Source organism: Nitrosospira sp. TNL300, assembly GCF_055385915.1.
The window spans coordinates 447,470-460,089 of sequence record NZ_AP041005.1; the positions used below are offsets into that span (position 1 = coordinate 447,470).

Consider the following 12,620-nt stretch of genomic DNA (forward strand, 5'->3'; position numbering starts at 1 on the left):
AGATTGAAGTCCGGAACAGGATCTGTCGGATTGCTTTTCAATCCGCTCAGCGGGCGCATTCGCAAGCGGAAGGAGGCGATCCGGCGCGCCGCAGGCGAGATTTCCGGCGCCTGCAGGGAAGTGACGAACGCACACGAAATCAGCGCCTCGGTGGATGCGTTCGTGAACGCTGGTACGGATCTGCTGGTAATTATCGGCGGGGACGGCACAGTGCAGGGTGTACTGTGCCATCTGTTCGCCACTCAGCCTTTGGTGAAGTGGCCTGTTCTGACGATAGTGCCGGGCGGTACAACCAACATGACTGCGCTCGATCTCGGCATAAGCGGCAGCCCGGAATCCGTCCTGCAGCAACTGGGCGCCTGTTTTCAAAAAGATTTCCCCTTCGCACTCGTGGAGCGTCATGTTCTTTGCATAGAGCAGTCCGGCGCGGGGAAGGTTTATGGAATGTTCTTCGGCGTGGGACTCATCGCCCGCGCTGTGATCTTTTCCCAGAGCAGGATAAAGCGGTTGGGTATTACCGGAGAAATCTACTCTGCCCTTATCACCTTCGGCTATGTTGCAGGCTTCCTGCTCGGACGGCGTCAGGGAGCATGGGCACCGGTCCGGATGACCATTACCGAGAAAACCTTGCCCCGACACCACGGAACCTTCGCGTTTCTTTTCGCCAGCACCCTCGACCGCCTGCTGTTCGGCATGAGGCCGTACTGGGGCGAGCAGCCGGAGCCGCTGCACGTCACATTCGTCAGGCAGCAGCGGCAGCTTCCCCTGCGCTCCGTGCTCCGGTTGCTGATAGGGCGTGGAAACGATCTCAAGGACAAGGATGGTTATCATAGTTACAACACTGATGGGATGGAGCTGCTGATCGATGACGATTACATCGTCGACGGCGAGTCCTATCGTGCCGACAGCCAGAGTGGACCCTTGCGCATTACGCCTGCTGGCCCGATCACCTTTCTGGTGGCGGGGAGGGCAGCCGCAAACGCAAAATCATGAGTATGCTTCAAGGGCCTGCAACAGCGGATCCGCCGCTTCCAGCGGGTTTGATTTCGGAGATGACGGCACTGAGTTCAAATACGGTATCCGCGGATTTTCTCGTTTTGCTCGAGGCGTTGAAATTGCGCTTCGGTTCAGCCCTCGACGCTGTGCTTCTTTATGGATCGTGCCTGCGCGCGCGTGAGATAGGGGATGGGGTGGTCGATTTTTACGCGGTCGTGAGCAGTTACAGCAGTGCTTACCCGGAGCGCTACCTGCGCTATTTCAACGCATTGCTGCCTCCGAATGTCTTTTATCTGGAGATATCCCAAGAGGAGAAAACGTTTCGTGCCAAATATGCCGTGGTTTCGATGGCGGACTTCGAGCAGGGGACCCGCCGCTGGTTCCACCCTTATCTCTGGGCGCGTTTTGCTCAGCCCTCGAGGTTATTATTTTTCCGCGACGAGGCTGCTCGCAAGCGAATTTCGGAGTCTCTGGCCCATGCGGTCGTCACTTTTCTCGGATCCACTCTGCCCACTCTCGATTGTTCCGGGGCCACAGTGATCACCACCGAAATGATCTGGACCAATGGATTGGCCCAGACTTACGCCGCAGAATTGCGGCCCGAGAGAGCAAGCCGTGCGCGCCAGCTCGCGCAGATGGACCTGGAGGTCTATTCACGCCTGACTGCTCTGGCAATACCGGCACTGGCAGGAAAATTGAGGCCCCTGCCGGATGGAGGTTACGAATGTCTGATAGGCGATGCAGAACGTCAGAAGTCGCTTTGGCACTGGCGGCTGCGGCGTTGGCAGGGAAAAGTCCTGTCCGTGCTGCGGCTGTCCAAGGCGGCTTTTACCTTTCATGACAGCATCAGTTATGCCGCCTGGAAAATCGAGCGCCATACCGGCGTTCGCGTCGAAGTGACCCCTATGCTGCGGCGTCATCCCCTGTTGTGGGGTTTTAAAGTTTCATGGCGCCTGTTGCGGCGAGGCGTGATGCGCTGACTGCGGCAAGCATTGACGTGCGTGCTTTGAGAATGAGGTCACAGGCTTCCCGCACTGCGCCATTCCCTCCGGTATGCCCGCAGACATGATGTGCCTGCTGCATGATTTCCGGAACAGCGTCCACGGGACAAAACGCAGCACCGACCCGCCGCATGCATTCCAGGTCGCAGAGATCGTCGCCAATGTAGGCGATGTGTTGCAATGAAATCGACCAGCGTGTCGCCAGTTGCAAAAGAAGAGCGAATTTGTCACGGGCGCCAGGGTAATATTCATCAATCCCGAGTTTTCTCATCCGTGCCTCGACCGAAGGGCTGGTTTCGGTGGTGATGACACCGACCCGGATGCCATTCTCCCGCAGCAGTTTCAGTCCGTGCGCGTCCCGGGTATTGAATTTCTTCAGGGCTTCACCGGCGGGTCCGTAATACATCCCGCCGTCGGTCAGCGTGCCATCTACATCGAGCACCAACGCCTCGATTTCCGCCGCGACGGTGCTAACCGCCTGGCGTTTCTGCTTGAGCAGGAGTTGTTCTACAACGATCCAGTCAGTTTCATCGTCAATTTCGACTGCGCTCTCGGCGTCCATTTCATGGACGCCAATACGCCCCCCTAGCCGGCAACCGCATTCCTCCAGCAATTTCCCCCGCGTCAGGTAAAAAGCGCCATTCTCCATGAGATATCCTTCGAAGTCCTGCCGTCTTGGTCGGTGCATCGGGTCGTAGTTGACGGGTGCGCCATGTACGCTCCAGAAAAAGCGCTTTGAAGGCACAGCAGTCAGAAGGGAATCAAGGTTTTCTGCCAGAAACTTATGCCTGGCGGAGCGAAAATCGTCTGCCCGCGTGAGCGGGGAGGTCGCCTGGATAAGACACATGACGTCAAAGGGAACCTGCTGTTGAAATTCGAGCATTGCGCTTTCTGTACTGGCCGTGTCCGTGCAGGTTGCGGCGGAGCGTTCCAGAACCGTCACTGATGGAAATTCCTCCAATACCGCTTTCCGGATCTTGGGAGAATCGGTCGCAACATAGACATCATCGAAACACTGCGATGCGATCGCCTGTTCCAGGCTCCATGCGAATAACGGCCGTCCCGCGATGTTGCGCACATTCTTTTCGATAATCGATTTCGAATGTGCGCGCAGAGGCATGAAAGCTACCCAGCGCACTAGTGAAAGTGAATCCCTTGGATACGTTTGAGCTTATTACGCTGTGCGACTTCGATTTCCACTATCGGCGCATTCTTGAAAGTAAGCGCCCTGGATACCGCGCGGGTGTCACGGACCAGTCTCCGCAACCCGTCGGGTTCCAGCGAGGCCGCATGGTCAGTGCCCTTCCACGTTCTGTCCAGCGTAAAATGCCGCTCGATCCATGAGGCGCCCAACGTGAGGGCGGCAATGTCCACCGCAATGCCAAGGTGATGGCCTGAAAAGCCGATTTCCTTGATGCGTGCCCCGAATCTCTCCTCCAGCGCCTGTAACTCGAGCAGGCAGACCTGCTCGAAAGGAACGGGGTAGCCGGAAGTGCAGGCGTACAGCACAACCCTGTGGGCGATTCCATGCTTCTCCATCAATTGCACGATCTGCTCCTGCTCGGCGGGAGTGGTCATGCCGAGCGATATATGAATTTCCCCACCATAGTTCTTTGCGAGATACTCCAGCATCGGGAAATGCAGGTTGCATGCCGAGGGTATCTTGATGAATTCCGGGTTGAGACCGGCGATCTCCTTTGCCGAGGTCAGGTCCCAGACTGATGTGGAGTAGCCTATTCCAAACTCCTCGCACCATTTCTGCAGCAGCCGATGCTGGTCCACATCGAATTCCAGAAACTCGCGATGCTCCCCGTAGCTGTTGCCATAACTGTGCTGCGGGTTCGGATGCCGGGCATTATATTCTTCGGAGGTGAGCAATTCCCGGTTCGAGCGTTTCTGAAACTTGACGAAATCGCATTTGGCGAAGGTTGCGGCAATTCCTATCATTTCCCGGGCGATTTCGATATCGCCTTTATGATTACAGCCGATCTCGGCTACCACTGATGGGGTTTTCATAAGTATTCGATCTGTACACAGATACTGCGATGGGATGGCGAAAATTTAACTGCAATGCGGCTGTCCATTCAATGCTATCTTTTCCGTTCCGAAATGACGCTTTTTCTCCATTTTTCGAAAAACACCCTGCTACTGGGTATTCAACCGCCTGATCCAGAACAGATGCTTGGAGTGTTGCTCCACGCGAATAGTGCCGAAGCGATTCAGTAATTTTCCGAAACGAGCGATTCTCTGCTCGATCTCGGCCACTGAAATCTGCGGAAAACGGTGGCCAGGTAGGATATTGCCGGTACTCCCAGAACATAAGCTTCCAGCCCGGTCGTGCAACCATTGTGCACCATGGTTTTTGCGGCGAGAAGCCAGGGGATCACGTTTCCTTCGCTTGTTACCGCCACTCGCTCGCACTGTGCGGCAATATCGTGATAAATCTCGTGGTTTTCGCTCGGATGAGGGCGAACAACGATGTTGAGATCGGGGAATGCACGTTCGAGCGCCGGGATGAGCTGAGTGAAATCTCTGAGTATCGCCTGCTTGTGATCCCACAGCTCTTCGGCAAACGCACGGCTCATCCCGATTCCCGATTGACCGCGGCGTGCTTTTCCCCCTCCCTTTTTCTCCGGCTGAAACAGGCCGATACTTCCGATAAAAGGATTTACATCGCTGAAATTGGTATTGATAAGAATGAAATTTCCGTGCAGATTTCGCAGTCTTTGCACCTCCGTCTCGAAGTAGGGGCGCATTTCACCTCGAAGGATGTCGCCGCGGGGATTTCCCGTGATGTGGATCTGCATGTTCGCAGGTAAAGCCGGATACTGCCGAAGCAGGTCGACGTTTTCCTGCCCCCATGCGAATACATGGGACACATTTACATGGGACACATTTTTTATCGTCGTTGGCGAAAGCCGGAGAGTGAAATAGGTATCCGCCGGGGGGTGCACGAGAGCCTCTTCTTCCCAGGCAACAATCTCATGACCGAGCTGACGCACGATTCTGAACATGGTGTTGCTCAAGCTGCGCATGCTCTTCGCAAGATAAACGCCGCGTGGAATCGACGCCGGTTCGAAGTGGGCGTATGCGCGTGAACTCATGATGACGGGAAAGCCCCGCTCAGCCGCGACGCAGGAAAGAAGGATTTGGCATCCAGTTCGCGTACCTGGCTTTCCACGGGAATGATAAGCGTCGAAACAGAATTTTCCATAGGCTATTTTAGGAGTTCAATCAGGACATTTTAGACTATCTACGGCTTTCGGGTTTGTCTCGTTTTTCAATACTTCCCATCGCGCGGCAAAAGCCCGAAAAAGCCTGGGATTGCTGGAAATGACGGCAATCTCATGATTGAGCCAGAATGACGGCTTGGTCCAGTTGAAACTGCCGAAAATGGTGAACACATGATCGCCATCCTCCACCAGTACAAACTTGAGGTGCATCGGCAGATTCTCCGGGTCCTGGAAACGTGAAAATTGCACGTTGGCGGCTGAAAAGCGCCTCTCTACCTTTGCTGTTACGCGCCTCAGCGTTGATTCGGCAAGAACCTGCACCGTTATTCCGCGCCGCGAAAGCGCGGTCATGACTTCAACTGCGCGTTCAGTTCTGATGTGGGATGCGACGAGGCGTACCTGTGCGCCCTCACGCACACCGGCCAGGAACTGCACCACCGGGTGCGGATGTATGCGAGGCCAGAAATAAACGGCCGCGTCCTTTCCGCGAATTGTCTCATTTGCACGGACAGAGAAGCGGTACAGGAGGCCGGGGGGTACGCGGTGCAAGCACCGGGCATGCGCCGTCAACTGCGCGACCAGTATTGGATCGAGGATTCCGACAAGCACGTTGTGTCCTCTGTCCTGATCCCCCAACTCACGGATGATTTCCGGGTTTTCGTCAGGCATGTTTCCTGATGGGTTGAAAGAGCCGACAAAGGCGATGGGCGCAGGATGCGAAAAACAGTAGAGCTTCTCGTGCAACTGTGGTTTCCAGGATTTTCCCGCCGGTGCCGGAATACCTGGAACGCGGATGATGCGCAGCGCTTTTCCGAGACCGCCGGGCTGGGAAAGCAGAGCAATTACTTCATCGTTGGCATAGGGAACGCGCGGCTTTCCTTCCAGGGCCACCGTCACTTTCACTCCCCGTCTGTGTGCTTGAACAAGTGCTTCCGCCAGGCGCATATCGCGGAAATAATAAGTAACCCAATCGATGGTCCCTCCGCCGGGTACGGCAGCGATGTGGGCCGCCAATACATCGCGCAAGTAGCCCGATGGCCGGTCCGGGCCGCCAAAGTGAATCTCGAACGGAACCTGGGTCTCCACCTCGATTATCGAACTGAAGAGGGTCTGGGGAAATGTGCAAACGGCTTGCTCAATTAAGGGATGATCCTGAGGGTGAGATTCTGGTATTCGATGTTTTCATGCCAGTCTGCGGCTTTGCAGGTGAGCGGATTCTACTGCAGTTCTGGTGCGCGTCTGTTTCCTGGAAGTGGACGCTATCACGAGGCGGAAGAAATCAACCAGTTCCGGTACATGATGATCGAACGTGAACAGGTGTCGTTGCTGCCAGACCCGTTCACGCGTCGCTCGCAACTGTTTGCGGTCGCGCAACTGCGCGGCGAGCTCATCCATGGTGTCAAAAAAAATCCCAACGCCAAGCTGCTTTGCCAACGTTCGGGTGGCGACGAATGCGTCTTCATTTGCCTTCTGCAGCATCGGCAGCCCAGCTGCTGCAAGGGTGCTGAGTCGTGCCGGGTAGTTCAGGTCATCCCAGTTTGCCCGCCTGATTTCCCCTCCGTTGCTGCTTTCGAAGAGGTGCAGCCAGCCTGCATCATATTGGGAAAACTCGGCAGTCCAGTGGCTTTGGTCCACGTTCGGATGTAAATGCAGGTAGCCTGGTGCCAGTGCCTGGGTTTTTTCAATCCATTGCAGCCATTGTCCATGGGTTATCTCCCCGTAAAAATGCAGATGAATGCCATGGTGGGCCAACTCCGCAACATGATGCGGATGCAGACCGATGGGTCGCCCCGGCGATACGGTATGAATATCCCCTCCGCTGGCGGAACGTAGCGGCGCGGGTGACTGATCAAACCAGTCACGCTTGGGCAGGTCTCCATCCAGCACGTGGGTGGGTTTATCCAGCGACAGGCCAGGAATGATAGTATCAAACCAATCCCGCATTTCGGGGCTGGAGAAGATCTGCCCATTCGAATATCGGTGCAGGTCGATCAGTTGCGGCCAGGTTCCCTTTTCAAGGCAAATGAAAGGCCCCTCCTTGAAATGCCAGACGAAAGGAATGCCGCGAGTGGCCATCAATACCTCATGGGCAAACGGCACCGCCTGCCAGTTGAGCAACGCATAGATAACATCGGGCTGCACCTGCTTCACTGCTTCGCGCCAGTTGTCGCGCGGCAGGTCTTCCACATGTCCGAAAGGCATCGGCCCCACCGCGTTGTACCAGTACGGGTTCTGCATCCACAAGCCATACAGCTTGTGCCCCCGCTCTTCCAGGGCGAGCACGCGCTCGGCGTTATAGGCCAGTTCTCCGACCAGAAGTATTTTCAACCCGTTGTCGGCACGGGGGGTATCCGGCCGTTCACGCATTTTCCGGTAGTGGTCTGCTTCATCGATCCGATGGCCTACGGATGTATGAAAGCGCAGCGGTTCTTTGACACGATAATGGGAGCGAAACGTGTTGATGCCGCCTTCCGGTTCCTGCATGATCTTGTGCCGTTGCATCGGGTGGGAGACCCACTCGCAGGTAAGACTTCCGCTTTCAGCAAAAGCGCCGAGGGGCCGCAGCAGGCTCCAGTAGAGGCGCTCGAGATCATCCGACTCCAGTTCTGCGCGCTCCACCCAGCGCACCGGCATTTTCCGATGCATGCACTGTACCAGTTGCAAAGGAAATTCCGGAATCTGCCCAGCGGCCTCGCGGTTGTAATGGTGGCGAACGCCTGAACAAGCCAAAACAGCGCCTTTCTGCGTCTCGAGGCATGTTTTCAGGCTGTGCAGGTGATCGCGGTAATAAACATCATCGGTTGGCAAGTAAGCGATGAGCGATGCTTTTGCTTTGGCAATGCCTTCATTCAGGGCGTGACCCAACCCCCGATTTTCGGGAAAGCGATAATAATGGATGCGCGTGTCGCCCAGGTATGCCGATACGGCTTCCGCGGTAGTATCCCGTGAACCGTCGTCGATGACGATTGCTTCCCAATCCGTCAGAACTTGCGCCTGCAGGCTGTCCAGCGCGCGTCCGATGAACCGCGCTTGCTCATAGGTGGGAACCACTACGCTGACTGATGGAGAGTATGTCTGCGGCATCATGTTTCCTTTTTATCGTTGTGTACCTGAGGCCGCCTTAGCTCCTCGCCTCCTCGCGGATAAGCAAGTTTAATTATAGGAGCAAAGTCAGTATTTTTTAAGGTTCAGTCACATGAATACGTCTTTTCGCCTGTTTTCAGTCCTCGATACCTGCGCTTGTGTTTCAAGCAGCGCCACATAACGCGGCAATACATCGGACCCGCCCACGTGAAGCATTTCGTTGATGAAGCGTTGCCGGTGTTCCTCTACATAGAATGAATCGCAACCATTGGAAAGAAATCCATCGATTCTCCGGCATACGTCATCCCGACACTTCAATTCCGTCTCCGGCATGAAATGCGCCAGAGTAGAGCGACCGGCGTGCAAGTAGTCAGCAGCGAGCACCGGTTTTTTTCCTTTGACTGCTTCAAATACTACCGAAGTGGCAAGATCGATAATGACATGCGCCCAGTTCATCAGATGAATGGAATGAATGTGGTCGGGCGCCACGCTCACGTTGGGAAGGCCACGCAACGAGAGGTTTCTGGTCAGAGGTTGTCTCCAGCCGCCACGGGTATGAGGTTTGATCACCAGTTCCACGTTCGGAAAAGCTGCAATCATTCCCACTATTTCCTCGACCTCTTCCCAGAAGGTCGTAAAGTTACTCTTTCTCAGAAATATCACGACTTTAAGGCCTTCGGTCTCTGTGGACTCCTCCGTCCCTTTCGGTTCCTTCCGAGGGAGTCCCTTCTGAGAGAGGATCGCTGGCGGGACAGGAGAAAGTTCCGCCAATTTCACCAGCCACTCATCACAGTAGCGGGGGGAGCCGAGGACGGCGATGGATTGATCGTCCAGGAATGGGCGAAAACGTTCCGCGCATAACTCGTTGGGCACCACCAGCTTGTCGAATATGCTTGCTGCGGAGTAGAGGGAATCCGCCTTGAGACTCCACTCGTGATGCCGTATCAGCTGGCTGGTATGCGGACTGTCCCCGTGCGGCAGCGACACCGTGCCCAAGCCCTTGCTGCGCGCGAGGGAAACAACCACTTCAACCCATTCCACCGAAACAGGCGAATCCCTTGTGATCCAGTCAAACACCACTACGCCTCTGTCAGCAGAGGTGAAACTGCGTTCCAGCAATCTGACGGCAGTGCTGCGCCAGATTGATTGACGCCGATCCAAACTGTACGTGCGGGCAAGCGCATCGACGAGCGACCCCATTATGGAGCGTCGGAGGCGGCTGGCCAGCAGCAGTGTCTGTAGCCGCCATCCTAAAAATTCCAGGGAGGGCAGGAGATCGCGAATATGGGCAACACGCGCCCCCTCCAGCGTATCCAGAAATTCAACGCGGTAATCATTACGGAATTTCGGATTGCCTATCAACACGACATCGCACCGGTGACCAGACTCAAGCCATTTTGAGATAACCGGTGTGATATGGTCTATATCATTGTAATGTCTGAGAAAAACGAGCGCTTTCATATAGGAATTGAGGGAAAGGCTTACGCCGGAAGGTTGTTTTGCGCCATTGATGATTCCCAGCAACCAGGTATGAAGACGGTACAGCTGTTTCAGATCGTCAGTTGTTGCGGGGCTTCCCTATGGAAGCTGTTGTCGCAGTTTCTTATGTTTGGTATAGCACGGCTGGTTTTATTCCGATCATTAAATTTATATGTTAATGTGATCGCGCAGGTTCTTTATCGATGTTCAAATTCAGTGACCGAAGTCATTGCCGCTTTCCCGCTGATATATTACTTTACTTATAGACTATTCATACGTCCAACAGATCAAGGAACATCATGATAAATAAGGAATTGGATGCGGGATATCAGGAAGGTGATACCGTGCAGATGCTGACGATAGAGCCGGGAGCCGACCTGAGGACACCCGAGTTGCAGCGTGCGGCAATCGACACGTTGGAAGGGGGTGGTGTCATTTATCTGCCGAAAAGTGGATTTGAGTTGTCCGGTCAGGAGCGGGAGTTGATCTCTGACACGGCGAATATCCTGTCCCGAACGCCAGATGTCGAGGATGGGCGTCCAACCATCATTTTTGATCCAGAGCGCGGGCGTATCAAGAAGTATCATTATGCTCAAGTGCGTGGGAAGATGATGCGGGCTCAGGTCAAGGACTCAGCCCGTCCTCAGATCGAGGCGATGATGTCGCGCTACAGCAAATGGACAGAGAGTGTCATCACTCAATTGTTTCCCAGCTACCAGGGAGCCCTGGAGCGGAAACGCGTTACCTATCGTCCTTTCCCCCGTAATAACATCCAATCCCTGCACATTGATTCAAGCTACGGCTATCCCACCCAGGGGCGAGGCATGCTGCGCGTGTTCTCCAATATCAATCCCACTGACAGGCTGCGTATCTGGCAGCTCGGCGAACCGTTTGAGCCCTTCGTTCGGCGCTTTTTGCCTGCCGCGCACCCAAGTGAACCGAGCTGGATCACCTCTATCCTGGGCCGCCTCGGTATCATCGACGGTCCCAAGACTCCATACGACCGCTATATTGCAACGCTGCGTTCGCTCGGCATGCGCGACAAGGAGTACCAGCAGACGGCACCGCGCAAGATCATGGAATTTCCAGCAGGCGCGAGCTGGATTGCGATCACCGATCTGGTGCTGCATGGGGCCATATCGGGGCAGCATAGCCTCGATCAGACCTTCTATCTGCCCGTTGAGGCGATGAAGGATTCCTCGCGTTCGTCATTGCGCATTCTGGAGAGGTTGGCGGGCGAGGCTCTGGTTTAAGCGTGAGAGGTGCCCGCGGAAGGTGCCAGTGAGAGGGGGCACAGGATCCGATAAAATCATGCGGGCAGTCATCGGGATGAAAACCGGGACGAAAGCAGCGGGATGATCTCGACGGTTATCCATCTGAATCAGTCCACAACCTTATCACCTATGCCCCAGACACTCAACGCCAGTGACGGAATACAATGAGCGCCTGGAGTATCGACAGAATTACGCAGGCATTGAGCGGTGCAATGTGGACGTTTTCCTCCCTGCCTGACGATAACTCAGCCGCCACTTTTGTCCATCGATGCTTTCGGCGGGAAAGCTGGCGGGAAGCCGGGTTCCGCGAACGCATCCTCATGTATGCGGCTCTACCGTTTGCGCCATTCGTCACTCTGGTACTGGTTATCGCCTTCACTGTGCTTAATGGACGGGCGATAAAGAAGCAGACCGGGAAAGGGATAATCCGGCAAGTCCGGGAGCAGGTTGAGATCGCGCTGCAATGCGCGATTTTGCCCCCCTGGTATTATATTTTCGAGCTGCATGACGATGACAAGCGGCAGCACGCTTCTGAATACATCAACCGTTTTGAAGTAAAAACCTGCCTCTACCGCATCCTTCGTGACTACAATGGCGGCCTCCCCATCCCTGCGGAGCGCAGCACCTCCTGCATCAAGGACAAACTATGCTTCCTGTCACGCTGCCGTAAGTTCTCCATAACCACGGCCCCTGTGTTTTTGATTGTCTCAAAGGGGAAGATCAAATCGATTGATTGGCGTGATTCAGGACTTCCGGAGACCGATCTGTTCGTGAAACCGCTGCAGGGCGAAAATGGAAGAAATGCGATGCGCTGGGATTATCTGGGTTCGGGGCAGTATCGGCGCAACGATGGTAAACATGCCACTGCCGAGGAGGTGCTGGAAAGCCTGTGCAAGGCATCACGGCGCAGGTCTTTCCTGGTGCAGCCACGGCTCATCACCCACAGGGAGGTTGCCGACCTTGCAAATGGTGCCCTCGCGACGGTACGAGTGATGAGCTGCCGCAATGAACGGGGGGAATTCGAAGCAACCAATGCGGTTTTTCGAATGGCGCAGAATGAGACTGTGGTTGTCGACAACTTTCACAGGGGCGGCGTCGCAGCCAGCATTGATCTTCATACCGGCGAACTGGGGAATGGCACCTGCGGAGCGTGGGGACTTACGGGAGAAGGATGGTACGAGCGGCATCACAAGACAGGCGTGCAGATTCTGCACCGCAAGCTCCCGTGTTGGACCGAGTTGCTCGACTTGGTTCGACATGCGCATGAGAGCGCGTTCTCCGACCAGGTGGTGATTGGCTGGGATGTCGCCCTGCTCGACAGCGGGCCGTGCATGATGGGAATCAACAAGGCACCGGATCTGGACATGATCCAGCGGATAGGCCGGTGCCCGCTCGGTAACGAGCGGTTCGGGAAGCTTCTGGCATTCAACCTGAAACGCACCGTCGAGGCTATGCATCAGCCTTTTTAAGCAGATCCAAAGAATCAAACCGGTGTTTGATGAAGTTGGTCAGAGCGGGTAGGGATTCGGCTCAAGCATGATTGCGATGACATT

Annotated in this window: 10 protein-coding genes; 4 read left to right on the forward strand and 6 right to left on the reverse strand. The window is 55.2% G+C overall.

From position 1 onward, the window contains the following. Window positions 1–30: 30 nt before the first annotated feature. Together ACZ5BW_RS02020 and ACZ5BW_RS02025 are read left to right on the forward strand one after the other, a co-directional pair. On the forward strand, window positions 31–993 hold the full coding sequence (locus ACZ5BW_RS02020; protein WP_464542038.1) for a diacylglycerol/lipid kinase family protein: 963 nt from the start codon (window positions 31–33) through the stop codon (window positions 991–993). After that, window positions 990–1,976 (forward strand): hypothetical protein, encoded by a 987-nt coding sequence (locus ACZ5BW_RS02025; protein ID WP_464542040.1) that lies wholly within the window; start codon window positions 990–992, stop codon window positions 1,974–1,976. The genes ACZ5BW_RS02020 and ACZ5BW_RS02025 overlap by 4 nt, the downstream gene beginning before the upstream one ends. Here the strand turns inward: ACZ5BW_RS02025 and ACZ5BW_RS02030 are convergent. The 6 genes from ACZ5BW_RS02030 to ACZ5BW_RS02055 all read right to left on the reverse strand — a co-directional run bounded on the left by ACZ5BW_RS02030 (window position 1,933) and on the right by ACZ5BW_RS02055 (window position 9,775). Next, complete coding sequence (locus ACZ5BW_RS02030; RefSeq protein ID WP_464542042.1) at window positions 1,933–3,117, reverse strand: HAD-IIIA family hydrolase; 1,185 nt, start codon at window positions 3,115–3,117, stop codon at window positions 1,933–1,935. The two genes, ACZ5BW_RS02025 and ACZ5BW_RS02030, sit on opposite strands and share 44 nt — an antisense overlap. A gap of 17 nt (window positions 3,118–3,134) precedes the next feature. Beyond that, window positions 3,135–4,013 carry an N-acetylneuraminate synthase family protein gene (locus ACZ5BW_RS02035; protein WP_464542044.1) on the reverse strand — a complete coding sequence of 293 codons (879 nt, stop codon included), beginning with the start codon at window positions 4,011–4,013 and terminating at the stop codon, window positions 3,135–3,137. 203 nt (window positions 4,014–4,216) lie between these two features. Further along, window positions 4,217–5,101: a surface carbohydrate biosynthesis protein gene (locus tag ACZ5BW_RS02040; RefSeq protein ID WP_464542046.1), complete on the reverse strand. Its 885-nt coding sequence runs from the start codon at window positions 5,099–5,101 to the stop codon at window positions 4,217–4,219. 126 nt (window positions 5,102–5,227) lie between these two features. Beyond that, window positions 5,228–6,316, reverse strand: a complete 1,089-nt coding sequence (locus ACZ5BW_RS02045; protein ID WP_464542048.1) for a phospholipase D-like domain-containing protein — start codon at window positions 6,314–6,316, stop codon at window positions 5,228–5,230. Window positions 6,317–6,412: 96 nt separating this feature from the next. Continuing rightward, window positions 6,413–8,317: a glycosyltransferase family 2 protein gene (locus ACZ5BW_RS02050; RefSeq protein ID WP_464542050.1), complete on the reverse strand. Its 1,905-nt coding sequence runs from the start codon at window positions 8,315–8,317 to the stop codon at window positions 6,413–6,415. 105 nt (window positions 8,318–8,422) lie between these two features. Further along, on the reverse strand, window positions 8,423–9,775 hold the full coding sequence (locus tag ACZ5BW_RS02055; RefSeq protein ID WP_464543750.1) for a hypothetical protein: 1,353 nt from the start codon (window positions 9,773–9,775) through the stop codon (window positions 8,423–8,425). A gap of 317 nt (window positions 9,776–10,092) precedes the next feature. Between ACZ5BW_RS02055 and ACZ5BW_RS02060 the strand changes: the two genes are divergently transcribed. Together ACZ5BW_RS02060 and ACZ5BW_RS02065 are read left to right on the forward strand one after the other, a co-directional pair. Then, complete coding sequence (locus ACZ5BW_RS02060) at window positions 10,093–11,046, forward strand: Kdo hydroxylase family protein (RefSeq protein ID WP_464542052.1); 954 nt, start codon at window positions 10,093–10,095, stop codon at window positions 11,044–11,046. Between the two features lie 185 nt (window positions 11,047–11,231). After that, window positions 11,232–12,536: a sugar-transfer associated ATP-grasp domain-containing protein gene (locus ACZ5BW_RS02065; RefSeq protein WP_464542054.1), complete on the forward strand. Its 1,305-nt coding sequence runs from the start codon at window positions 11,232–11,234 to the stop codon at window positions 12,534–12,536. Window positions 12,537–12,620: the final 84 nt, after the last annotated feature.